This is a genomic window from uncultured Helicobacter sp., assembly GCF_949282165.1.
Taxonomy (GTDB): Bacteria; Campylobacterota; Campylobacteria; order Campylobacterales; family Helicobacteraceae; genus Helicobacter_F.
Map to the genome: position 1 here is coordinate 174109 of NZ_CASDOV010000001.1, position 22630 is coordinate 196738.

Here is a 22630-nt window from a genome sequence, read left to right on the forward strand (position 1 = left end):
CTTTACATTACTGCCAAATTCTGCTTTTGTTTTAATACCCTCAATCTTTTGTCTTTGAGAATTCTCTCTTTCTACAACGCTTTTCTTTTTAAAATTTGTATTTTTAAAATCTTTTTTATTCATTTCTTTACATCCTTTCTAAATTTTTTATTTTTCAGTTTTAAGGTTTAAATTATAAAAAATTAAGCCTTAAAATGCTAATTTGTGTTTTCTATGCAATATCAAACCTTTAATTTCAATATTCTGATAACACTTTTAAAATTGTATCTTATCTTCACAACGGATCTCTTTAAAATATTCTTTAAGATAATCTCTTGCTGCTGTGAAGTCAAATTTTCTAAATTCTTTATTATTTTTTTGTAAATCATCAACAATATTTTGTATAGTATTTTTATATTTTATAAGTATTGTATTGAGTTTTTTAAAATTTATTGGTGGAGGATCTTTGAGTGGATTTTCATAAAGCTCTTTTTCGATATTATATATAATATCTGTATTTTTTAGCTTTAATCCTACACATATCAGATTTGCCAACTCAAAAAGCTCAATACCTAAAGCTGTAAAATGCATATGATTATCATTTGCGTCAGAATGATTTGATGGTTTTGCACTGCTGCATTCTTGTCTAAAAGGATTAAAAAGTTTTATGGAATTGATTGGAATATGTAACATTTGCATTAATTGATGAGCACAATCATATCCAAGAAAAAAATATTCTGTTTTTAGTGTTTTTTTACAAGTAGCACTGAAATGGTAATATTTATCTGTTAATTTACCACCACATTGATTCTTTCTTGTATCACCATTTAGTAATACGCGGTAAGCTAACACTTTAATATTTTCATAATTTTGTACAAATGTTGTTTTTGCTTTTTTTCCTCTTAAATTTTGCATTTTTGCTCCTTTATGTAAATTTAAATTTTTCACACACTACGATATATTCATAACTCATCGTATCAGACAAGATTCCAGCTCTATTTGTTGGAGAATTTTTAAGTGGCATTGATTTATTGGATATTTTTCGCTTAATAGTCTCTAAATGTCTAAAGCTATTTTGACAAAAGACTTCCGCAATAAAAGCATCAGTAGGCAATTCAATGCCCTTTACCTTGCGATTACCTACGATAAAAAACACCTTGCCCTGTGTATTTATAGAATCTATTAAACCTTCAACACTCTTTTGCAAGTCAAAATAAAAGCTAGAAGCCTCCAATGCCCTTTTAGAATCTTTTTTATTAATCTCTGTGATATACTCACGCATTACACCCTTTTGATAGAGATTCTTTGCCTTTTTTCCTCCCATAAGTTTAGAATCTAGCCTTCTAGCTTCCCTAAAGCCTAGCCATTCATTGATAAAGGTGCTAAACTGTCCATAAGCCACTGTGGTTTTAGAATCTCCATATGGTGGGCTTGTGAGAATGCTGTCAAATTTTTGTTTTGTCGCTTTAAAGTTTGAGTTGATAAGCAAGGACTTTATCTCTCGTAACTTTGGCTGATAAAAATCTAGATAATTTTTAATAAGAGATTCTAAGTTTTTACTAAAAACTTCGTACACATCGGGCTTATAGCTTTCATAATCTTTCATTCTAAAAAGTTTAAATTCATTATTCCTTGTGTAGCTTACCTCTCGTAGTGTCTCACTAAAAGCAAGGATAAAGAGATTTTGCAAAGCCTCATTTTTGCACTGCATAATGCAAAAAAAAATATAAACTAAATCTTTTTGAGATTCTTTGCTTATCCAAAAATCACAATTTGTAATATTTGCTAGAGGATTAGAATTTAAGGATATTTGCGTTTGTGCGTGGATTTGTCGCAAAAGTTTTTGTTTTTCTTGCAAAAGATAGTTAGATTCTATAAAGGTAATCTTTGCCTTTGAAATGCGTATTGCTAAAGGATTTAAATCAAAGCCCACAAAGTCTTTGATACCATACTCTAGCCCACTCACAAAGCTAGAGCCACTGCCACAATAGGGGTCAAGTAAATTTGTCTTTTTTACCTTAAAATCTTTAAGGAGTTCTAGCCCGATTTGAGGTAGCATTGTAGCGGGGTATTTATGTAAATTTGGATAGAGTGTAGAATAAGATTGCCCTAAAAAGTCGTATTTAGAATTATCAACGCCAGAATCTTGTGTAAAAAGCGTAATAGAATCTTGATTATAATCCTTATGCGGAGTATTTTGTAAAAGTGTCATAAATTCTCGTTTATATAGTCAATAAGATAGCTTAAAGGCTTGATAAAATTTTGAGCTTGTATATTCTTGCCGATAAAAGCACAATCAAAAAACTTAAACATTCCTCTATGTTGAGGATTGTTAATCTCATTATAAAAATTCACAGTCGCAAAGCATACCAAAGGTGTGATAGGCGGATTATAAGCGATATTATATTTTTCTTTAATGCTAGATTCTGTATTGGCTATTTCCATTAAAAGCTTCCATTTGTAAGTTTGTCCAGCCCTTTCACGCAATGAGGTTTTAAGGGATAAAATAAGACATTTTTGTAAATCATTAGTAGAATCTAGGCTATATATGACTAAATCCACATCAGGTTTTTGCGTCTCTTCGCCTACTTGTATCAAAAAAAGCTCTTGCCATTTTGGAAGTTGTGAGATTTTAGAAGTGATATAAATACTTTGCTTGATATGTCCTCGCTCTTTATTTTTTAAAAAAGTCCAAACTATTAGATTGCTAAAGGCTTGTCCTGCTATACTTTTTCTAGCTTGGGAAGCATTATGTATCGCGCCTTTCTGCACTCTTGTTTGGATAAGGCTTTCTACCTCATCTTTTGAAGTAACAAGATAAAAATACAGATTATCAAAAACTTTGTGCCATTGTATTTTCTTATTTGCAATATCTTGAGATATAGAATCTAGCATTGGTTTCATATAATATTTAGATTCTATGTCTTGTAAAGTCTTTAACTCTACTCTATTTAATATTTTATTTTTCATCTTTTATTCCCTAAACATTTTTATCCACTCTTTCGCACTCAAACACAATCTCGGCATTTTTGCATTCAAAGACATAGTGTGGCAACTCCCTGTCTTGATAGATTTTGATATGCTCGCCCAAAAGCTCCCCTTTAAGCTTTTTAGCGACTTTTATAGAGGCTACATTATCCGTTTTTACTAGGCAATACACCTTGCTTAAGCCTAAATTTGTAAAGGCATAGTCCCTTACTGCAAGGGCTATCTCTGTGCCTAGTCCTTTCCCCCAATGCTCCTTTTTCAAAAGGTAAGCAAATTCTGTGATTTTTCCTTGTATTTTAAGCTCCTTTGTGAGTTCCAATTCTCTTTTTAACCCTGCATCGCCGATAATCTCTCCGCTTGTTTTATCCACCACCGCCCAGCGTCCAAAGCCCTGTGTTTGGTAGCTTGCAAGTTGCCTCTCTAGCCACTCTCTACTTTCATCGATGCTAAAGCCGTGCCCCCAAGCATACATCGTCTCTTCATCGCTTAAAATTCTATGCAAAGCCTCCAAGTCCTCATCTCTATAGCGTCGCAAATACACTCGCTCTGTTTCTAAGATATAGGGTTTGCAACCCTCTTTTTTACCCGCATTCTCGGGGTGAAACGCACAACTCACCAAATGATCACACACCATCCCCACAGACTGCATAAACGCATAAATCCCCACGCTGCCTACAAAGCTAAAGCCACGCCTTTTTAAATCCCTAGTGATTGTATCAGAAAGCGGCGTGCGGGTGGGGATCTCCGCTAGATTCTCAAAATGATTGGTAATGGGCTTCCCACCCACATAGCCCCAGATAAAGCTCGCAAAGCTCCCAAACTCAGCTTGCACTTCCAAAAACCGCTTGGCGTTGTTGATGGCCGATCCTATCTTAGCGCGATTGCGGATAATCGCAGTATTTGCCATAAGGGATTGTATTTTTGCCTCATCATACCCCGCCACGATAGCAGGCTCAAAGCCCCCAAAAGCCGCCCGCAAAGCCTCACGATTTTTTAAAATCGTAATCCACGATAGCCCCGCTTGCATACCCTCTAGCACGAGCTGCTCAAAGAGCCGCTTATCCTCATACTGCGGCACTCCCCACTCAAAGTCGTGGTAGTTTTGGTAGAGTTTTTGCGTGGCGTAGTCTTTAGTGTTATAACCCTGATAAATCCAGCCACACCTTTGTAAAGGCGTTGGCTTTTCGGTGCTTTTGGCGGATTTCTGCGTTCGTGTTTGGTCACTACCGTTTAGGTAGCTCCCTGCACACTCACTTGAAAAACCACCAAAATCCCTCGAAAATCCTTCCGCCTGCAAATCGCCTGTTGGCTGCGTGTTTTTAGAATCCAAAACATTGTGCCCTTGAAAATCTCTCCTTTTAGAATCTACCAATCCCCTGTCGTTTGGCTTCGTAGATTCTATAATGTCAGAATCTGTAATGCTTCGCCCTTGATTGCTTTTAGATTCTATAACCTTAGAATCTTCCCAATCCACTTTGTCAGCTTCCAAACACAACGCCACCATATCTTTAGAATCTAATGTATCCTTGCTAACTGCACTCTGTATAAAGCCCAGCTTGCTAAAGGCTTGCAAGCCCTTTGTGTCGTGTGTATCCCACTGCGTTAAGAATCTCCGCACCTTGCTATGCGTGGCTTTGATACTTGCACAGAATGCCTGTATCGCCTTAGTTTGCGATACATTCCTATCGATGAGGTAGCACTCAAAATGGCAGCTATCCCCACACAGAGTGTAGATTCCAAAGGCTGTGAGAGAATCCTTGCTGCCTTTAGAATCTGTGCTATCCCTTTGCGTAAGGATTTGCGCCAAAAAACACTCCGCCTTTTGCACGCGTTGCCACAAATCCCTAGCGATACGCTCTAGCAAAGCCTCCCCCATAAAGCTATGAGCCTTTATAAAGCTCTCCTGCCACAAGGCAAAAATCCGCTTCTTTTCTTTTATATCTTTGATTTTATGAAAGAGGCTTGGGGAGTTTTGCATATCTATTCCTGCTAGTCCTGTGGATTAGATTCTAGCCCCGTGATTTTGCGGATTTTTGCTATCTCATAAGCGATGAAATTTTTCATATTCCAATCTGTGTTTGCCCCACAAATGCCCACTGCAAAGTTTTTTAGAATCTGTGCGCCGCACTCGCTATGCACGACTTCGGGGTGAAACTGCAAGGCATAAATTTGACGATTAAAATCCGCTATGACGCAGTAATGCGTGTTGCCGCTTTTTGCTAACTCCACAAAGCCTTGCGGGATTTTTTCCACCTTGTCAGCGTGGGACATCCATACAATAGAATCATTTTTTACACCATTAAAGAGTGGCGTTGTTTCTTGTGTATTTTTAGATTCTGTATTGTTATTAGAAATTCTAGTATCTTGCGTAAGATTTTCCTGCAATATGCCATTTTTTTGGCATTCTAAGATTTTAGATGAGAAATCGTTGCTATCAAGCGAGGATTGAGGGAGCTTACTAGACGTAAGTGACCGAAAATCCGAGTGCAGATTCAACGATTTATCGCTAAAAGCTGAATGCCCCTCCAATGAGCCATTTCCTATAAGCTCTAGCTTTGCCTTGCCAAATTCTTGTTCCTTTGCCCTCACCACTTCCCCGCCAAAATGATAAGCAATATACTGCATACCATAGCAGATTCCAAGCACAGGAATTCCTAACTCAAACACCTTAGAATCCGGCTTGTAAGCGTCCTTTTCATACACGCTTGCCGGTCCTCCGCTTAGAATTATACCCTTAGGATTTTTGGCTCTTATAGATTCTATCTTTTCAAAGTAGGGCACGATTTCCGTATAAACGCCAAATTCTCTAAGCCGCCTAGCAATTAACTGCGTGTATTGACTCCCAAAGTCTAGGACTAACATTTGCACTTGGTTCATAGATTCTCACTTTTGTATAATCTTGACATTAAGAGCGCAATTATAATCCAACTTTGCTTAAAGCTTAAAGCCACCTTGCTGGGTAATTTCTCAATGCAGGCAAAAACAATCCCCACACCACAAATCCTAATTGGGACTATTTAAAAAACTATTTATACACATCGCCTCTAGAATCCGCTTTATAGGCATAAATGAGGATAATCTCATCGATAATCTCATACAAGCGGTATTTGTGGCTCTCGCCTTTGAGTTTGCTTATGTCTAGATTGTTTTGGTAGGGATTTTGTGCGATGGTTTCAAAGGATTGTAAGACTTTGTTTCGTATATCGCTATGTTTGGCTAAGAATTTATCAAAACTCTTGCTTGTTTTGACTTTATATGCCATAGCCATACTTTCTTTTTAGCTCTTCAAAGTCTATCACATCGCCCCTAGCCAAATCCTCCCTAGCCTTTAACCACGCTTTGTAATCCGCCTTTGTCTCCACCACTTCTGTAAATTCCCGCGGCTTTGTCGCTTTTGTGTTTTGATTTTCCTGCACCGCCTTGACGCCGCGCAGTAGCCTAATGGCACTGATGATTTGCTCTTTATTTTTCTCTTGTATCTCCACTTGCAGGGTCATTTTCGCTCCTTTAATGATTTGCTTTAAGTATAACAAAAACGCGCGGCGTATCAAAACGCTACCACGACTACTTCCCTAAGCAAAAACTCCCAAACATCGCATCAAGCATTTGTGTGTATTCATAGGGCTTGCTGATCGCGCTAATAGCAGCAATCGCCTCATTAATATGATAAGAAAAGAGCTCTAGCTCGCCGCTTTGGAGCTTTGTGGCTGCTTGGAGGAGCGCATCGAGCGTGGAGTTAATCTGCGCGAGCTGATAGCCTGAGCTAAGCAAAAGCGCATCGCCTTGTTGCGTGCCCTCTAGGACTTTGGCGATTGCATCAAGCACCTTATGTGGGCTTAGGTGGGCAAACGCCTCGTCTTTGCCGCATTTGCTTGAGATTTCTAAAAGGCTAGGGCTTGCCTGATGGGGCAAGGCGTGGAGCGTGCGCATAAGCAGTGCGCGCGATTGTGAATCTAGCGCGCTTGGCATATCACTTTTATTTAGCACGATGAGCGTGTGGGCTCCTTGGGCTTTGAGCCTATCTAATATGGCATAATCCTCTGAATCTAGCGCGCGCGAGCTATCAAAAAGCGCGATGATGATATTGCTACTCTCCATAGCCGCGATGGATCGCTCTATGCCCCTTTGCTCGATACTATCCTCGCTGTGGCGGATTCCAGCTGTATCGATGAGGCGCACAAGCGTGCCGTGTATGTAGAGGCTCTCCTCTATCGTGTCGCGCGTTGTCCCCGCTAGCGGCGAGATAATCGCCCTATCAAACGCCACAAGCGCATTGAGTAGGGAGCTTTTGCCCACATTTGGCTTGCCCACAATACAGAGCCTAAAGCCCTCGATAGCCCCCGCCCTGTGTGTAGAATCCCTCTGCACCACCTGCAGTGTGTGGCGCAGGGATTCTAGCTTTGTGCTCATCGCTAGTGTCGTGTCCTCATCCAAATCCTCGCTATAGTCGATATTTGCCTCGCTATAGGCAAGCAGCTCGATAAGCCGCTCCCGCACTTGCTCCACAAACGCACTCACTTCGCCTTGTAATTGACGCACCAAAATCTGTGCGCTAGAGGCACTCTGTGCGTTGATAAGCCCGGCAATCGCTTGGGCTTGGGCGAGATCGATGCGTCCATTTAAAAACGCGCGTTTGGTAAATTCCCCACTGCGCGCACACACCGCGCCAAGCTCTAGCGCGCGCTCCACCACAAGCCTCGCACACACCGCGCCGCCGTGGCAGTGAATCTCGCAAATATCCTCGCCGCTATAACTCCGCGGGGCTTTGAAATACAATAAGATAGCTTGATCTATGGGTTTAGCAGAGCCATCATACACATAGCTAAGTGTGGCGTGGCGTGGCGCAAGAGCGGTGCGATGAGAGAGCGTGAGGGCGATCTCTAACGCGCGCGCACCACTTAGGCGCACGATAGCAATCGCCCCTAGCCCAGAAGCCGTGGAAATGCCCACGATTGTAGAATCTAGCTGCATCACACGGGTTTAAAGTCTTCTATCACGATGTAGCGTTGCCCCTCGTCGTTGTTGCGGAATGAGATGTATTTTTGCGGGAAAATCACGCGCAGTTTGCCAAGCGCGATGTAGGCGAGCACGCCATCAAGGACTTTGGTTTGTGCCGCGCCCTTGGTGCGCACGATTTTGATAATCCCATCGAGATAGGCATCTATCATCTGTTCTTGATTGCGCAAAAACTCCGCGATCTCTAGGCGCACGCCATAGCCGTATTTAGGATTTATCCAATTAAAAAGTAGATAAGAAATCGCCTTGTAGCGATAGCCCTTCTCGCCGATGAGTAGCGCGCAGTCAGGTCCATTGAGCGTAACGGCTACGACATTTTCTTTATACAATTCCACTTTTATAGAATCTATCTCAAAAGGCAGGTAGCTAAAGAGCTCCACAATCTCGCGCTCGATCTCATCAAAGGCTTGTTTGGAGTAGGGCTGCTTGGTGCGCGCCCTTTTGGGCGGTAGTTCGCTATGTGATAGAGAATCTAGCGCACTTGGCGTCGCTTCACGCAAAGCGTGTGTGGCTTGTGGATTTTGTGAATCTCTTACCTCTTTTGAATCCGCCTCTTCTTGCAAATTTGTAGCTTCTTGTGAATCCCTTGAGCTAGCATGCTTGTGAGGCTTTGTATCTTGTGCTTTTGTTTCTCCCCAAATCGCTTCATCAAAGCTTTTCTCCTGCACCTCGTGCAGGCTAGATACTACTTGTGTGGGAATCTCTGCGGCTTTGGGATTTTTATCATTTGTATCATCGTGTTGGGTGGCTTGGGTGGTTTGCGCGTGTGGGGGCTTGCTCGCTTTGTCATCGACGATGATGATAGCCTCCTTGCGCCCTATGCCCAAAATCCCATTGCTAGGGTTTTGCACGATCTCATATTCCAAATCCACCACCGAGCAGCGCAGCTCCTCGGAGGCTTTTAGGAGCGCGTCTTGGAGCGTCTTAGCCACGATTTTTTTCATACTTGCCTCCTTTGTGCTACTTTTTGTGCTCTTTGAAGTGGTTTTGTGCGTGGTGCTGGGCGATCTCTGCTTGTTTTTTGCGCTCTAGCATAGCGTTGATAGAGATTTGCTGGATAATAGAAAAGATATTATTTACCGTCCAATAGAGCACAAGCCCCGCTGGAAATGGGAAAATGATAAAAAAGATCATAAAAAACCACGGCAGCATTTTAAAAATTTTCTCTTGCATCGGATCAGTGAAGTTTGAGGGCGTGAGGCGTTGGGAGACATACATACTCACCCCCATTAGCACCGGCAGCACGAAGTAGGGATCGATTGCTGAGAGATCGTTAATCCACAAAATCCACTCGGAATTTTTGAGCTCGATGGCATTATAGAGCACGCGATAAATCGCAAAAAACACCGGAATCTGCAAAAGCAGCGGCAAACACCCGCCCAGCGGATTTGCCCCGTGCTTTTTATACAGCTCCATCATATGCATTTGGAGCTTTTGTGGATCGCCCTTGTAGCGTTCTTGGATCTCTTTCATCTTGGGTGCTAAATCTTTTAGCTTTTGCATAGACACCATACCCTTGTAGCTTAGCGGATAGAGCACGATGCGCACGATGATGGTCAAAAGCACGATCGCCCAGCCCCAATTCCCGCACACATCATACAGCCACGCTAGCAGCCAAAACACCCAGCGTGCAAAAAATGTGATGATCCCATATTCCACGACATCGCTAAGGCTTGGGTTGATAGATTCTAAAATCTTAAAATCCTTAGGACCGATATAGCCCTGCAGCACGCTCTCTCCATTGGCACGCACATAGGGCATAGGGTTTTTGCTCCTATCAGAATCTAAGCTCACATACAGCCCCTTTGCCACATCGGGCGTGAAAAATAAGCTCGTGTAGTAGCGATCCACGCTCGCGACAAAGCTCGCCTTGGGGAAGTCCCTGCGCTCGCCATCGCCATCCTCGAGCTTTTGGATTGAGCCATCTTCTTTTTTGAGTAGCACGCCTCTAAAGGCGTAAGTATCCTTATCGCCCATAGGACGCATACCATTGCTGATAAAATACTCGATATTTGGATTGCTCACCTCTATGCGCACATCATAGGCTAGATTGCGATAAAAAGTCAAAGTCTTGCTAATGCGCACCTCGCCTAGATTCTGTGTGAGCATGATAGTTTGGGACTCGCCGCTAAAGTCTATGCGCGGGCTTTGGGAGTTTTGGAGCACATAGGGGGTGTTGTAGGCTTTTTGATTGATCACACCATCGCTAAAGCGCATCTCAAGGGGCTTTAGCTCCAAATCCCCAAAAAGTGGTAGCTTCTCGATATGCTCCTTTTTGCTGCTGCCAAATCCTAGCAGGGATCCGATGATGCTAAAGAGGCTCTCTTGCTCATCGTGTGTGAATTTTTTGTCCTTCAGCGAGACTTGGCGGATACGCCCTAGCGCGTCGATCTCTATCTCAAAATCTTGGGATTGGATAATGGCGATAAGTGAATCTTTAAGCGCGAGATCGTGCGTGCGGGCTTCTTGTGCCTTAGTGTCCTCAAGGCTATCGAGGCTATTTGGCGCGGGTGTGCCTTGAGCGGGTGCTTTGGCATTCTCTAGATTCTGAGTGGTTTGTGTCTGTGTGGGTTTGGGCGGCTGCTTGGGTGGGAAAAGAACCATATAGATACCAAAAAACGCGATACTAAGTGCCACCACGAGGATAATACGCCCTAGCGGCGTGTTGTCGTTGTTATGCTGGTTTGGATTGGGGTAGTGCATCATTAACCTTTAAAAAGACTTAATTATAACAAATAGATTGTGTATTTGTTTTGGGTATGCAATTGTAGCCAAAAACATAGGATTTTTATAGGGTATGAGCCAATATTTGATACGCTTTTGTAAAAACGCTCGCGAATCCCCTCTAAGCGTCAGATTAAGGCGCATTTTGGGGTAGTCTATCCCGCCGGGGTGCAGAGGATTACACGAGAGGATGCGCGCACAGGATTTGCTAAAAGCCACAAGCGGCTTATCAAAGTCAAAGAGCCACAGCGCGTAATGCGAGCAACTCGGATAGAATCTACACTGCCTCCCCAAAAATACCGAGAGGCTTTTTTGGTAGATTCTAATCCCTAGGCGCAGTAGCGATGAGAGCCATCTACGCACTATTTGCTCGCTTTTGGTGCTTTTTTTGGGTGTATTTGAGGGCTTTGTGGCACATCGCTGCAAACTCCCCATAGCAAAGTTCTGCAATCTGAATCTTTGGCACAAACACTACGCACAGCCCCCTAAAGCTCTCATCTTGGCACAGCGCGCGCATTCTGCGCTTGTAGAGATTGCGCTTAGGCGCGCAGCCTATCTTGCGTGATACGCTTAGTCCCAAATACACATCAGCCTTGCGCGCTCGTATGCCTTGGTAGATTCTAAACATCTTGGGGGGAATTATGTGGGTTGGGGATTTTAGAGAGAGGATATAGAGGCTAAAGTATGGGGTGTCAAAGCGAGAGCCATTCCTAAAGACGCAGTCAAACTCGCGCTTATTCTTTAGGGAATCTACCTTCAACGCCCCCATACACGCACTTATACGCTAAGTCGCTTTCTGCCCTTAGCGCGTCTTGCGTTAATGACTCGACGCCCGTTTTTGGTTTTCATTCTCGCGCGAAAGCCGTGTGTGCGCTTGCGCGGGGTATTGTGTGGTTGGTAAGTCCTTTTCATCATCATTCCTTTGTGCTAACTTAAAAACTCGCAATTCTTCCACAATAATGCTTAAAAAAAAGTTATTTTGCCCCAAACTCCTTGCTCAAATCCACGATGGCTTGGAGATTTTTATCCGCCTTTGTGATCACGCGAAACTCCACGCGCCGCGATTTGCTCTCATCTTCTAGCGGTTTAGCAAAGCTCAGTCCATTGGCGCGCAGCACCTCAATGAGCCAATTTTTTTGTGAATCTATAGCCTTTTGGTTAAAGCAATATTTAAGCACCTCAAACGCCCTAGCCTGCGAGAGCTCTGCATTCCCCAGATAGCGACTCTCCAAAGTGCTCGCACTCTGCCAACTGCTTGAGGTGTGCCCCTCGATGCGTATCTCCTCGATATTTGCCTTGTATTTGGGGAGTGAGAGTATGCGCACATAGCGCGGGAAAAAATCATCCAAAATATCCTTAAACCTCTGCTTGACATACCTATCGCCGGTATCAAAGAGCACTTCAGGTTCTCTAAATCGTATCGTATTGTCCATATCTATCTGCGCGTCCCAGCGCGCTAAATCCTTGGCAAACTCCTTTTGCAAATCCACATACAACTCGGCTTGGAGGTTGGAGTAATGCTGAGCGATAGAGCGCATTTTTTCATTGATCTCACTTAGGATTTTGTTTTGTTTGCTTAGCTCCTCTTGGTTTTTGTGTGAGAGCAGCATAAAAGAGATCATAATGAGCAAAAAAATCATCATAATCCCTGCCATCATATCAGAGATACTAATCCAATGATTGTGCGAGGATTTTTTGTCCATATTTATCGCCTTGTGCCCATAATGTCTTTGATACGCTCCAAAAACCACTCATAATTTTGCCAAAAGCTATCCACGCTCGCACTCATCGCCTTATCGAGATCGCGCAGTGAATCCCGCATATCGTGCGAGAGCGCGGCATTATCCTGCAGGGCTTGGCGCATATGTTGTCCGAGAGCTTCATACAGATGGCTTATCTGCGCGGCGTTGTGCTCTATGCCGCCTTGGGTTTGGCGCATAGATTCTAAAACCTGCCTTTGAAACTCCCCAAACTCCGCAATCATCTGCGCGCTAGATTCTCTAGGCAGACGCAGAGATTCTTTGCTGAGTTTTTGGAGCACCTTGAGGTATTCTAGGGCTAGGGATTTGATGTGCTTACTTGTGTGCTGGTGCTGCTCTTGGAGGTTTGCGCTCAGGCTTTTGCTTAGCTCGAGGCTTTGAGTCTTAGCCTCTAAAATGCCTTGCGTGAGTGAATCTATACTCGTGCGATAGGTTTGCAAATCCTTGCTAAGTGCGCTATCTAGGGCTTTTTGGTGCTTTTGCTGCAGGGCTAAGAGCTGCGTGGAAAAAAGCTCTAGGATTTTTTGGTGCTGTGAGATGATCGTATCTTTTAGCTGCGCAAAGCCCTCAAGGCTCTGTGTGTGGAGCGCGTGGCTCTCTCTTTGAAGGCTTTCAATCTGTGCGAAAAGCGAATCTAAACTCCCCTTTGCCTGCTCCCCAAAGTCCCTAGCAAGCGAGGCTGTATGCTGCATAAGCTCTCTAAAGCTGCCTTGGAGTGCTTGTAGTGAATCTTTTAGCAGAGATTCCACGCTCTGTGTGCTGTGGGCTAGCATATCTTTGCTAAAAGATTTGAGATTTGAGAGGCTCTCATCGCCTAGCTGTGCGAGAGATTCTCTATGAGTGTGCAGGGTGGTGGCAAGCAGGCTTGTGTGTGAATCCACGCTCTGCCTAAGCTCTGTTGCGCTCTCTTGGAGGTGGTTTTGCAGGCTTTGACTAAGGGATTTGCTGTAGGCTTCTATGCCTTCTATCAGCGTGTGAATCTCTGCCTTAGCCGTCTCGCTGCCCTCTTTGGCGCGCGCGAAAAACACTTGGAGATTTTCAAGGCATTGCTGTGAATCTGGCTGCAGACTAGCAATGGCTGCGAGGTTAGATTCTAGCTGTTGGTTGGTGGATTGGCAGGATTGCAAAAGGCGTAGGTTGTTTGTATAAAACTCCTGTGCCTTGGCGTTTTGCTCGGCTATGTTATGCAGGCTTTTGGCACTATGGGTGAGGGCGTCTTGGGCGTGCTGGAGCGTTTGTTGGGTGCTTTTTAGCAATGCCTTGCTCTCTTGCACAAAGCCCTTATACTCCTCCTGCCACTGCAGGAGCCTCACTACCGCGCTATTTAGCTCCTTAAAATTCTCGCCAAACTGATTTTGCAAGTTGGCATTAAAATCCTTTATCACAGATTCTAAGGCTGCAATAAGCTCTTGGGACGCGCCTTTGGCGAGCTGTGAGACGGCTTGCTCTAGGGTGTGGTTGATGAGGGAAAATTGGGCTTGGACAAAGGTATTGTTGCGCTCATAGAGGCTGTGGAGCTCGCTTGCGGTGGGCAGAGATTCTAAGCGTGTGTGAATGCGTGGCAGCGCGCCTAAATGCGCTAGGTGCTGGGCTTGAGCGGCGAGGTATTCTAGGTTGCTCTCTTCATCGCTTTTTATGGGCGCGCGCTTTTGGATGATTGAGAGCAAAATCGCTAGCCCCATACCCAAAATCGATGTGTAAAAGGCTGTTTTTAGCCCATCAAGCAGCAGGGGCACGGAGCTCTCCAAATGCGCGGTGTCAAACTCCAAAAGCCCCACAAAAATCCCCACAAAAGTCCCTAGCACTCCCGTGCTCATAATGATGGACTTAAAATCCTTGTGAATCCCGCGCGCATAGCTTTTGTAGTCCCATATGAAGAGTCCAATCATAAAGAGTGTGAAGAGGATATTTATGCCAAAAATTGTCATTATTTTGTCCTTGTAATTTGATGTTATTTAACGCAATACAGAATCTAGATTCTAAGGAAACATAGAATCCAAAATAGATTCAGAATCTAGCCTCTTAGACTCACATTCTCACGAATATTCCCTAGATTCACAAAGCCTCTTGTTTGCGCAAAAAGAAAAGGGGTTTATCCCCTCCCCGCTCCCCTTAGCCCCGAAAAGAATAAAGCGCCGCTGTTTTTGCTGCGCTTTGCTTGCAACCCGTTGGGTCTTTTCGGCAATCAAGGGGAGAGCCTCGCTGCTTCCTTGTCTAGTTAAAAATGCTAAAAATGCACTACTGCATTTTCTTAACGCATTTTTAACACCACGACAAGGGCGAGAGGCGGTATGCACTTGCGTGCTACACATTTTATTGGGGCAAAGCCTTGATGAGATTACTAGCAAATTCAGAATCTAAGGCTATTTTAGAATCTTAGTCAAAATTCTAGGATTGTGCGTAAGATTTAAATGTTGTGCAAGGCGAGGCGAAAGGAGCTACCTTAAGCGGTAGTGACTAAGCCGAGCCGCCGCACTCATTTAAAGATTGCGTGCAAGCCGAATTTTAGAATCTCACTCACTCGGAGTAAGCTTATGCGTAATCACATACACATTCTCAAACCCCAGCACCTGCAAAAGCGTGCTTAGCTCCAAAAAATGCTCCAGTCCGCTCTCCCTATCGCCCTTGATGATGATTTGGGTTTGCTTAGGCGTGCGCTCTAGCCACGCCCTTAGCTCGTGAGAATCTAGCCTTTTGTTTTGCACAAAATACTGCCCTTGCTTATCGATGACTATCATCTCTTCCCTAGATTCTGTGTGCGCGCTAGATTCTGCGCCCTGCTCAAGCCTAGGGATCTCCACCTCGATCCTGCTTTGCTGCACGAAGCTCGCACTTGTGAGCACGATGACAAGCAGCACGAGCATAATGTCAATAAAGGGAATGAGGTTTAGCGAATCGATTTTTTTCATACCACCTCCTGCTAGATGTCGTAGTTGCCCCTAGGGTGCATTGTGGGATTGTGCGCGATATCCCATTGCGTGAGGATCACCTCGGCTTTGCGGAGCAAAAAGTTGTAACACACGATTGATGGTATCGCGACAAATAGCCCCGCTGCCGTGGCTTTGAGCGCGAGCGAGAGCCCCGACATAATCGCGTGCGTATCCACAAGCGAGCTATTCCCGATCTCCACAAAGGTTACCATAATCCCAAACACCGTCCCCAAAAGCCCGATGTATGGCGCGTTTGAGCCAATCGTAGCGATGAGTGTGAGGCGTTTGTGCAGCGCGAGCTCTAGTACCCGCTTATCCCCAAACTCACCCACATTGATATTCCTAAAAAACAAATACCGCTCTATCGCCACGCCAAGAGCGATGATACTCAAAAGCAGCAAAACCCCCAACACGCCATAATCCACCACTGCCTGCATTACAATCCTTTCAACACATTTTTCATACTACTTTGCGCCTCTTTTTTGAGCTCCTTTTGCTTGAGCGATTCTCGCTTGTCGTAGAGCTTTTTGCCGCGCACGAGGGCGATTTCAAGTTTGATGATGTTTTTGTGATTAAAGTATATCCTAAGGGGCACGATGGCTAAGCCCTGTGTGGTGAGCTTGCCAAACCATTTATCAATCTGTCGCCTATGGAGCAGGAGCTTGCGCACGCGCCTCTCATCGGGGCGAAAATGCGCGTTTGTGTGGGAGAGCGCGCTAAAATGTGCGTTAAACAAAAACGCCTCGCCTTTGATGAGGCGCACAAAGCTATCTTTGAGATTAACTCTCATTGCCCTCGCTGCCTTGACTTCACTGCCCAAAAGCACAATCCCCGCTTCCAAACTCTCCAAAATCTCATAATCAAAATACGCCTTTTTGTGCTTGTTGATAAGCTTGTAAGCACCGCTATCTTGCCTCTGCACACTTTGCCTTTTGTGAAAATTCCGCGGCGATTGTATCCAAAATTTGCCTTTTTTAAAATATCGCCGCGCGCGCTTTAAGCGTTTTACAAAAAAAAAAAAAATAGAATTGTGTTCCCGACAAATCCATTTTAAGGAAGATTATGACTGCATTTATCAAGCAAATTTATCGCAAAGCCCTGCCGCTGCATTGGCGACAATCCATCTCGGAATATCGCCACAGAGATAGACTAGAGCACGAGCGGTGGTGCAGAGAAAATCTCCCAAATGTGCTTAGCCGCTACGCTGCGCTCACCACCCCCACGCACGACAGAGAGAGTGCTAAGAAGCTGCTCAAGGACAATCTACGCGTCATCGAGCTAGAAATCTCGGCGTTTTGCAACCGCACCTGTTGGTTTTGCCCAAACTCCCTCATCGATAGGAAGCAAAAAATCGAGCTCCCAGAATCTGTGTTTTTGCGCTGTATCGACAATCTCGCCGAGATAGAATACGAGGGCGTGCTAAATTTTCATAGGTTTAATGAGACGCTAGCTGATAAGGAGCTCATCCTAAAGCGTCTAAGACAGGCTAGAAGCAAGCTGCCTAAGGCAAAGCTAGGGATATTTAGCAATGGCGACTACCTCACGCGCGAGTATCTCGATGAGCTAAGGGAGGCGGGTATGAGCTATATGCTAATGAGCTATTATCTCAAAAAAAACGAGAGCTTTGATAAGGCTAGGGTACTAAAACCCGCAATGCAAAAAATGGCTGATAAGCTGGGGCTAGAGTATGAAGTGAGTATTGATACGCCAAAAGAGTATGGTATCACTTTCAAATATCCGGGCGTGGAGTATCTGCTCTATCGTTGTTGGAATCCAGAGATAAGCGGGATCGATCGCGGTGGCGTGATAGATAGCATTAGCAAGCGCGAGAGCAAAGTGCGCGATTATGGCTGCCACTTCCCGCTACGAAGTATTTATGTGGATTATAATTGCCTCGCGATGCCTTGCTGCCACCTGCGTAGCGATGTGGAGGCGCACAAGGACTTCATTATGGGCGATATGCGCGAGATGGATTTATTTACGCTCTTTAGCTCGCCCAAATACATTGCTATGCGCCAGAGCCTCACGCCCCACACGCCAAAATGCGGACCTTGCGCGACTTGCACCGCTGATACGAGCGCGATGAGCTTGGATTTGCTTAGCACGGAGTGTGGATTGTAGCGTGTTAGATTCTGTGTTGTGGGCATTTGGCTTTTGACGCATAGAGATGACTCTTTTTTCTTACCCTGCGCTTAAGTTGGCCAAAGTGGGTAGCCATTGCACAGATTTGACGGGCTTGGAGCAGCCACTACTCCAAAGCATTCAAAACTCACCCCAAAAAATCCAACTAAGATTCAAAAGAAACAAAGCTTAGAATCTAAGGTGTTTATGAAATCTAGTCTCATAAAAATCTAGGGAGAACATAGAATCTAGTTTTATTTTTTAGATTCAAATTCAGAATCTAAAAGATTGAAACTAGATTCTAATCCTACGATAGATTCTATATTTTTTAGATTCTGTGCTTGGCTTGCCCTCTTAGCTCCGGTGTGGATTCTGTAAGATTCTTATCACTCATAACAAAACGAAGTTTCTTTAGAAAACGAAGTTTTTAGATTCTAAATCCATCAATGTTTTTGAATCTATGAGGACAAATTTTAAAATTCTGAATCTAGATTCTAAAAAGAGGTAATGTATGCTCGCGCAGGTGGAGCGAGTGGAGATTTACTTCCCCGCAAGCAATAGCAAGTCTGCCCTAGCAAACTTGCATGAAATAATAGGGATAGACTCCCTATCCCACGCGCATAGAATCTAGCTTGCCCTTTGCCTTTAGCTCCTCATAATACACGCTATGGAGCATTGAGAGCTCTTCCTCGCCCATACGCCCATTGATGATAGCCTCCATCGCGCCTTCGATAGCAAAGGCAGCCATATAAATATGCGTGATGAGTAGGGCTATGACGCCAAAGCCTAGGACATTATGCACGATAGCCACGAGGCGCAGGGTGTTGATATCGGTGCATTGGAAAAACATCAGCGCGCCGGTAAATGCCATCACGCCGCCGCCAAGGGTCGCGAGCCAAAACCACATCTTTTGCCCAGCATTGAATTTGTGCGCGGGGATAATGCGATTTTGCTTATCAAGGTAGCCGCCCATTATCATAAACCACTTGATATCATAGCTGCGTGGCAAGCAGTCCTTAACCCACATCAAAAACATCAAAAACCCAAACACCACAAACACAATCGTGCTAAGCCCGTGCAAATCCCGCGCAAACCTAATGAGCGCACCGCCGCCGAGCTTGTCGCCAAAAATCATCATAAGCCCCGTGATACAAATGAGCACAAAGGGCAGGGCAGCAAACCAATGCACGATGATATTGTATTTGCTAAAGACTTGCAGCTTGTTGTGGTGGTTGTATTTGCGCGCACCGATAATTTTGTAATGCCCAAAAAACGCCAATGGCACAAACAACAGCACACATAAGAAAATAATGGCAAAGTATTTTTCTTGCAGCATCGTAAAAAGCTCGCCCAAGCCACTCCAGCCGCGAATCCCCCCGATGGGCTCTCCCATAGTGAGGGGCTCGATACTGCCGCCCTTGCCCTCTATGACGCTTCCCTCTATCACGCCCGCACTCTGTGTGCCAAGCCCCCAATTCTTGATAGCCTCAATCTGTGGCGTGCCATAGATATGTTTGTTATAAGACATATCCACCTCGCCCTTTTGCTCCATATCGTAGCTATCATTTGGGGCAGCGAGGAGTGCTCCACAGCCTAGGGCTAAGACAAACCCTAATCGTAGTATTGCTTTCATCGCGCCTCCTTATGAGTCGCCATAGGCTTTTTTCCAAGTATAGGGGATCTTTGGTGCGCCCTCGCCTTTGTGTAGTGTCCTCTCCCTGATGATGGCACTCACATCATCGCTGCCACCAGCAAGCAATGCCTTCGTCGAGCACATCGCCGCGCACGCAGGCACTTTGCCTTCAGCAATTCTGTTTTGTCCATAGAGCTTCATCTCCTCTTCACTATGTGTTTCCTCGGGACCGCCAGCGCAAAATGTGCATTTATCCATCGAGCCTCTTGAACCAAACACATCGGATTTGGGGAATTGCGGCGCGCCAAATGGGCAGGCATAGAGGCAGTATCCACAGCCTATGCAGGTTTTTTTGTCGTGTAGCACGATCCCATCAGCACGGATATAAAAGCAATCCACGGGGCAGACTTTCGCGCAAGGTGCGTCAGCGCAATGCATACAGGCGATAGAGATGGATTTTTCCGCGCCTTCTATGCCTTCATTGAGCGTGACCACTCTGCGGCGATTGATCCCCACGGGGAGATGATGAGCCTCTTTGCACGCTACATCACACCCGTGGCAGTCGATACATCTGCTATCGTCGCAATAAAACTTCACACGCGCGTGCCCTGCGTCATTCAAGCCGACACTTAGTATATTTTCGCTCATACGCTCCCCCTTATGCTTTTTCTATGCGGCAAAGCCCGCATTTTGTCTCGGGACAAGCCGAGTTGTAGTCAAACCCATAGCTTGAAATCATATTGGCAGATTCACCGATAGCATAGGGTTGCGTGCCCTCTGGGTATTTGTGTAGGAGGTTTTTGCCCTGATCCATACCCGAGAAGTTTTGCGGCAGCCAAATGCTATTGTAATCCACGCGATAAGATAGCTTAGCTTTCACTAAGATTCGCGTATCCATCGTGCCATAGATCCACACCATATCGCCATCTTTGATATCCATCTCAAGGGCTTTATCAGGGTGGATCTCTACAAACATCTCGCTTTGGACTTCTGCGAGGTATTTAGCACTTCTAGTCTCCGCGCCCGTCCCCATATGCGCCACAAGTCGCCCGCTAAGCATATTAATGGGGAATTCCTTAACCCAATCGCGCTCTTTTTGGCGCGTGCGGTATTTGATATTTGCCCTAAAGAGATTCTGTTTATCGGGGAAACTTGGGTATTTATCCACCAAATCCCCGCGCACAGAATGCAGCGGCTCTCTGTGCAATGGAATCTGATCGTACCAATTCCACACTTTTGCGCGTGCCTTACCATTGCCATAGGGGCAGAGTCCCGCTTCTAGAGCCTTTTCGACAAGGATATTATTGCCTATACCAAGGGCAAAGGTGCTGCCCGCTACCGCTTCCTTCTCCGTGTCTGTGAGCTTGATACCTAGAGATTCTGCGTTTTCTGCACTCACAGGCGCGTGCCCTGCGATTTTAGAATCTGGCAGGCTATGGGGCGAGAGCATACTCACGCCATCGGGCGAGGTTACGCCCCAATTTACCCTAAAGCCCATACCGCCGCGCATAACAGGAATGCTATCGTTATACATTACCGGAGTTCCGGGGTGCTTATCACTCCAGCAGGGCCAAGGCAATCCATAATACTCGCCCTTAAATGGTCCCTTGCCCTCAAGCGTCACCTTATCAAACATATGCCAATTTTCTTGGTGTGCTTTGAGGCGTTTAGGACTCATACCTTGTAAGCCTATGCTGCGGATACTTTGCGTAAGCTCGGTATTAGCATCATCAGGCCAGATAAACTCATCGCGCCCTTCTTTTTTGGCGATAGCATAGAGGCTACGTTGGAACTCCTCCAAAAAGCCCATTCGCTTGGCAAAGTCAAACAAAATATCTTGATCTTCGCGGCATTCATAGAGTGGCTCCATTACCTTGCTGCGCCATTGATAGCTGCGATTTGTCGCTGCCACCGTGCCCGCTGTCTCCATTTGTGAAGCTGCAGGGAGGACATAGAGATTGTCCTTGCGATCGCTATAAATCGCCAAATCATTGACATAAGGATCGATAAACACCACCAAATCTAGCATATCCATCGCCTTGCGCTGCAAATCAAGCAAGGAAACGGTAGTCATACCAGAGCCGATGACTACGAGTGCTCGCAGCTTTGTGCCGCCGTTGTTTGCGGCGTTTTCCTCATCAAGCACGCCAAATTTCCAAGTAGAATGCGCAAAGCCCGTCGCGCCCATCATCTCTTTATTTTTAAAGCGCGAGAGCATCCAGTCGTATTCCACACCCCAATGCTTACAAAAATGCCGCCAAGCAGGCTCGCCCAAGCCATAATATCCGGGCAGAGAATCTGCGAGGTTATTCATATCCGAGGCACCCTGCACATTATCGTGCCCCCTAAGGATATTCACGCCGCCACCATTTTTGCCAATATTGCCCAAAAACATTTGCAATATGGGCACGATTCGCGTGTTGGAAGTCCCGACTGTGTGCTGGGTAAGCCCTTGATTCCATATCGCAGTGGCGGGTTTGGCAGCTGCCATCTCCTCGGCAATGCGTCGGATTGTATCAGCAGGGATACCCGTTACATCGCTCGCTTCTTCGGGCGTGAATTTTTTTGCCTCTTTCATCACTTCCTCATAGCCATACACGCGATCTTTGAGGAATTGCTCATCATAGAGCTTTTTCTCGATGATATGGTGCAACATACCATAGATAAAGGCTATATCCGTCCCGCTGCGGATTCTGAGGTATTCATCAGATTTTGCCGCAGTTTTGCTAAAGTGCGGATCGACTACTACGATTTTAGCCCCTCGCTCCTTGGCGCGCAGGATATGCACCATCGATACGGGGTGATTTACCGCAGGATTTGCCCCGATGATGAGGATAAACTTTGAAAACATCATATCGCCTAAGTGATTTGTCATCCCGCCATATCCAAATGTATTTGCCACACCGGCAACTGTAGGGGAATGTCAAACTCTCGCGCAATGATCTATGTTGTTTGTCCCAAAAAACGCTGCAAACTTCCTAATATAGTAGCTTTGCTCATTGGAGCACTTCGCACTACCCAAAAACATCACCGCATCAGGCCCGCTCTCCTCGCGGATTTGGAGCAATTGCTTAGATATGCTATCCATCGCAGCATCCCAAGTGGTGCGCTGCCACTCTCCATTTACCTTTTGGATAGGATAGCGAAGTCGCGTCTCGCTCCTTGCTCTGTCGATGAGATCTGCGCCTTTGCAGCAGTGCCCACCTTGAGAGATTGGGTGATCTTGTGCCACTTCTTGGCGCACCCACACGCCGTCTTTGACTTCTGCGATGATGCCACAGCCCACAGAGCAGTGTGTGCATATCGTTTTTACGCGTTTTGCATCAGGATATTGCTCCTTTAGCTCCGCCTCACTTGCTGGACGCAATACGCGCTCGCTATCATTGCCAAAAGCACTGCCCACGCCCGCTACTGACGCGAGGGCAGAGAGCTTGAGGAATGAGCGACGGGCGTTGCGTTTTGGATTTGCTTCACTCATT

General features: G+C 45.4%; 22 protein-coding genes and 1 pseudogene. 2 read left to right on the plus strand and 21 right to left on the minus strand.

Annotated features, from left to right (window positions below; all coding sequences use genetic code 11):
* Positions 1 to 255 precede the first annotated feature (255 nt).
* From ACH2BK_RS00890 to smpB, 18 genes and pseudogenes are all read right to left on the minus strand, one after another.
* Positions 256 to 894 (minus strand): hypothetical protein, encoded by a 639-nt coding sequence (locus tag ACH2BK_RS00890; RefSeq protein WP_395001731.1) that lies wholly within the window; start codon positions 892 to 894, stop codon positions 256 to 258.
* 10 nt (positions 895 to 904) lie between these two features.
* Positions 905 to 2191, minus strand: a complete 1287-nt coding sequence (locus ACH2BK_RS00895; protein ID WP_395001732.1) for a modification methylase — start codon at positions 2189 to 2191, stop codon at positions 905 to 907.
* The gene (locus ACH2BK_RS00900) at positions 2188 to 2949 is read right to left on the minus strand and encodes a BsaWI family type II restriction enzyme (RefSeq protein ID WP_395001733.1); all 762 of its coding nucleotides are present in this window, start codon (positions 2947 to 2949) and stop codon (positions 2188 to 2190) included. The genes ACH2BK_RS00895 and ACH2BK_RS00900 overlap by 4 nt, the downstream gene beginning before the upstream one ends.
* A 10-nt stretch (positions 2950 to 2959) precedes the next feature.
* Positions 2960 to 4945, minus strand: a complete 1986-nt coding sequence (locus tag ACH2BK_RS00905; protein WP_395001734.1) for a GNAT family N-acetyltransferase — start codon at positions 4943 to 4945, stop codon at positions 2960 to 2962.
* Positions 4946 to 5025: 80 nt separating this feature from the next.
* Positions 5026 to 5829, minus strand: a pseudogene (locus tag ACH2BK_RS00910) (gamma-glutamyl-gamma-aminobutyrate hydrolase family protein); the annotation flags it as partial.
* A gap of 163 nt (positions 5830 to 5992) precedes the next feature.
* Positions 5993 to 6229: a type II toxin-antitoxin system RelE/ParE family toxin gene (locus tag ACH2BK_RS00915; RefSeq protein WP_395001735.1), complete on the minus strand. Its 237-nt coding sequence runs from the start codon at positions 6227 to 6229 to the stop codon at positions 5993 to 5995.
* On the minus strand, positions 6219 to 6464 hold the full coding sequence (locus tag ACH2BK_RS00920) for a hypothetical protein (RefSeq protein WP_395001736.1): 246 nt from the start codon (positions 6462 to 6464) through the stop codon (positions 6219 to 6221). The genes ACH2BK_RS00915 and ACH2BK_RS00920 overlap by 11 nt, the downstream gene beginning before the upstream one ends.
* 67 nt (positions 6465 to 6531) lie before the next feature.
* Positions 6532 to 7938: a tRNA uridine-5-carboxymethylaminomethyl(34) synthesis GTPase MnmE gene (gene mnmE / locus ACH2BK_RS00925; RefSeq protein ID WP_395001737.1), complete on the minus strand. Its 1407-nt coding sequence runs from the start codon at positions 7936 to 7938 to the stop codon at positions 6532 to 6534.
* Positions 7938 to 8927, minus strand: coding sequence for a Jag N-terminal domain-containing protein (locus tag ACH2BK_RS00930; RefSeq protein WP_395001738.1), 990 nt, complete (start codon positions 8925 to 8927; stop codon positions 7938 to 7940). Before ACH2BK_RS00930 ends, mnmE begins: the two co-directional genes overlap by 1 nt.
* A 16-nt stretch (positions 8928 to 8943) precedes the next feature.
* A complete protein-coding gene (gene yidC / locus ACH2BK_RS00935; protein WP_395001739.1) occupies positions 8944 to 10686 on the minus strand; it encodes a membrane protein insertase YidC in 1743 nt (580 codons plus the stop codon).
* A 9-nt stretch (positions 10687 to 10695) separates the two neighbouring features.
* A complete protein-coding gene (yidD, locus tag ACH2BK_RS00940) occupies positions 10696 to 11070 on the minus strand; it encodes a membrane protein insertion efficiency factor YidD (RefSeq protein ID WP_395001740.1) in 375 nt (124 codons plus the stop codon).
* Positions 11063 to 11476 carry a ribonuclease P protein component gene (rnpA, locus tag ACH2BK_RS00945; RefSeq protein WP_394994596.1) on the minus strand — a complete coding sequence of 138 codons (414 nt, stop codon included), beginning with the start codon at positions 11474 to 11476 and terminating at the stop codon, positions 11063 to 11065. The genes yidD and rnpA overlap by 8 nt, the downstream gene beginning before the upstream one ends.
* Before the next feature lie 8 nt (positions 11477 to 11484).
* Positions 11485 to 11619 carry a 50S ribosomal protein L34 gene (gene rpmH, locus ACH2BK_RS00950; protein WP_011114959.1) on the minus strand — a complete coding sequence of 45 codons (135 nt, stop codon included), beginning with the start codon at positions 11617 to 11619 and terminating at the stop codon, positions 11485 to 11487.
* A gap of 62 nt (positions 11620 to 11681) precedes the next feature.
* Positions 11682 to 12410, minus strand: a complete 729-nt coding sequence (locus ACH2BK_RS00955) for an OmpA family protein (protein WP_395001741.1) — start codon at positions 12408 to 12410, stop codon at positions 11682 to 11684.
* 2 nt (positions 12411 to 12412) lie between these two features.
* Positions 12413 to 14395, minus strand: a complete 1983-nt coding sequence (locus ACH2BK_RS00960; RefSeq protein ID WP_395001742.1) for a hypothetical protein — start codon at positions 14393 to 14395, stop codon at positions 12413 to 12415.
* Between the two features lie 585 nt (positions 14396 to 14980).
* Positions 14981 to 15376 (minus strand): ExbD/TolR family protein, encoded by a 396-nt coding sequence (locus ACH2BK_RS00965; protein ID WP_394994587.1) that lies wholly within the window; start codon positions 15374 to 15376, stop codon positions 14981 to 14983.
* A gap of 11 nt (positions 15377 to 15387) precedes the next feature.
* Positions 15388 to 15834 (minus strand): TonB-system energizer ExbB, encoded by a 447-nt coding sequence (gene exbB / locus ACH2BK_RS00970; RefSeq protein ID WP_395001743.1) that lies wholly within the window; start codon positions 15832 to 15834, stop codon positions 15388 to 15390.
* On the minus strand, positions 15834 to 16319 hold the full coding sequence (gene smpB, locus ACH2BK_RS00975; RefSeq protein ID WP_395001744.1) for an SsrA-binding protein SmpB: 486 nt from the start codon (positions 16317 to 16319) through the stop codon (positions 15834 to 15836). Before smpB ends, exbB begins: the two co-directional genes overlap by 1 nt.
* Positions 16320 to 16459: 140 nt before the next feature.
* Here smpB and ACH2BK_RS00980 point away from each other — a divergent pair, with 140 nt between their 5' ends.
* Together ACH2BK_RS00980 and ACH2BK_RS00985 are read left to right on the plus strand one after the other, a co-directional pair.
* Positions 16460 to 17518 carry a radical SAM protein gene (locus ACH2BK_RS00980; RefSeq protein ID WP_395001745.1) on the plus strand — a complete coding sequence of 353 codons (1059 nt, stop codon included), beginning with the start codon at positions 16460 to 16462 and terminating at the stop codon, positions 17516 to 17518.
* A gap of 96 nt (positions 17519 to 17614) precedes the next feature.
* Positions 17615 to 17752: a hypothetical protein gene (locus ACH2BK_RS00985; RefSeq protein WP_395001746.1), complete on the plus strand. Its 138-nt coding sequence runs from the start codon at positions 17615 to 17617 to the stop codon at positions 17750 to 17752.
* Between the two features lie 373 nt (positions 17753 to 18125).
* Here ACH2BK_RS00985 and ACH2BK_RS00990 read toward each other — a convergent pair whose 3' ends face one another.
* The 3 genes from ACH2BK_RS00990 to ACH2BK_RS01000 form a co-directional block, all read right to left on the minus strand.
* Positions 18126 to 19070 (minus strand): formate dehydrogenase subunit gamma, encoded by a 945-nt coding sequence (locus ACH2BK_RS00990; RefSeq protein WP_395001872.1) that lies wholly within the window; start codon positions 19068 to 19070, stop codon positions 18126 to 18128.
* Between the two features lie 90 nt (positions 19071 to 19160).
* On the minus strand, positions 19161 to 19799 hold the full coding sequence (gene fdh3B, locus ACH2BK_RS00995; protein WP_394994575.1) for a formate dehydrogenase FDH3 subunit beta: 639 nt from the start codon (positions 19797 to 19799) through the stop codon (positions 19161 to 19163).
* A gap of 10 nt (positions 19800 to 19809) precedes the next feature.
* Positions 19810 to 22629 (minus strand): molybdopterin-dependent oxidoreductase, encoded by a 2820-nt coding sequence (locus tag ACH2BK_RS01000; protein ID WP_395001747.1) that lies wholly within the window; start codon positions 22627 to 22629, stop codon positions 19810 to 19812.
* Position 22630 lies beyond the last annotated feature (1 nt).

Coding starts and splice junctions, on each gene's coding strand:
- ACH2BK_RS00980 (WP_395001745.1), top strand. CDS start 16,460: ATGACTGCATTTATCAAGCAAATTTATCGCAAAGCCCTGCCGCTGCAT.
- ACH2BK_RS00890 (WP_395001731.1), bottom strand. CDS start 894: ATGCAAAATTTAAGAGGAAAAAAAGCAAAAACAACATTTGTACAAAAT.
- fdh3B (WP_394994575.1), bottom strand. CDS start 19,799: ATGAGCGAAAATATACTAAGTGTCGGCTTGAATGACGCAGGGCACGCG.
- ACH2BK_RS00990 (WP_395001872.1), bottom strand. CDS start 19,070: ATGGAGCAAAAGGGCGAGGTGGATATGTCTTATAACAAACATATCTAT.
- exbB (WP_395001743.1), bottom strand. CDS start 15,834: ATGCAGGCAGTGGTGGATTATGGCGTGTTGGGGGTTTTGCTGCTTTTG.
- mnmE (WP_395001737.1), bottom strand. CDS start 7,938: ATGCAGCTAGATTCTACAATCGTGGGCATTTCCACGGCTTCTGGGCTA.
- ACH2BK_RS00960 (WP_395001742.1), bottom strand. CDS start 14,395: ATGACAATTTTTGGCATAAATATCCTCTTCACACTCTTTATGATTGGA.
- yidC (WP_395001739.1), bottom strand. CDS start 10,686: ATGCACTACCCCAATCCAAACCAGCATAACAACGACAACACGCCGCTA.
- ACH2BK_RS00955 (WP_395001741.1), bottom strand. CDS start 12,410: ATGGACAAAAAATCCTCGCACAATCATTGGATTAGTATCTCTGATATG.
- ACH2BK_RS00930 (WP_395001738.1), bottom strand. CDS start 8,927: ATGAAAAAAATCGTGGCTAAGACGCTCCAAGACGCGCTCCTAAAAGCC.
- rpmH (WP_011114959.1), bottom strand. CDS start 11,619: ATGAAAAGGACTTACCAACCACACAATACCCCGCGCAAGCGCACACAC.
- ACH2BK_RS00905 (WP_395001734.1), bottom strand. CDS start 4,945: ATGCAAAACTCCCCAAGCCTCTTTCATAAAATCAAAGATATAAAAGAA.
- rnpA (WP_394994596.1), bottom strand. CDS start 11,476: ATGGGGGCGTTGAAGGTAGATTCCCTAAAGAATAAGCGCGAGTTTGAC.
- ACH2BK_RS00895 (WP_395001732.1), bottom strand. CDS start 2,191: ATGACACTTTTACAAAATACTCCGCATAAGGATTATAATCAAGATTCT.
- ACH2BK_RS00965 (WP_394994587.1), bottom strand. CDS start 15,376: ATGAAAAAAATCGATTCGCTAAACCTCATTCCCTTTATTGACATTATG.
- ACH2BK_RS00900 (WP_395001733.1), bottom strand. CDS start 2,949: ATGAAAAATAAAATATTAAATAGAGTAGAGTTAAAGACTTTACAAGAC.
- ACH2BK_RS00920 (WP_395001736.1), bottom strand. CDS start 6,464: ATGACCCTGCAAGTGGAGATACAAGAGAAAAATAAAGAGCAAATCATC.
- ACH2BK_RS00915 (WP_395001735.1), bottom strand. CDS start 6,229: ATGGCATATAAAGTCAAAACAAGCAAGAGTTTTGATAAATTCTTAGCC.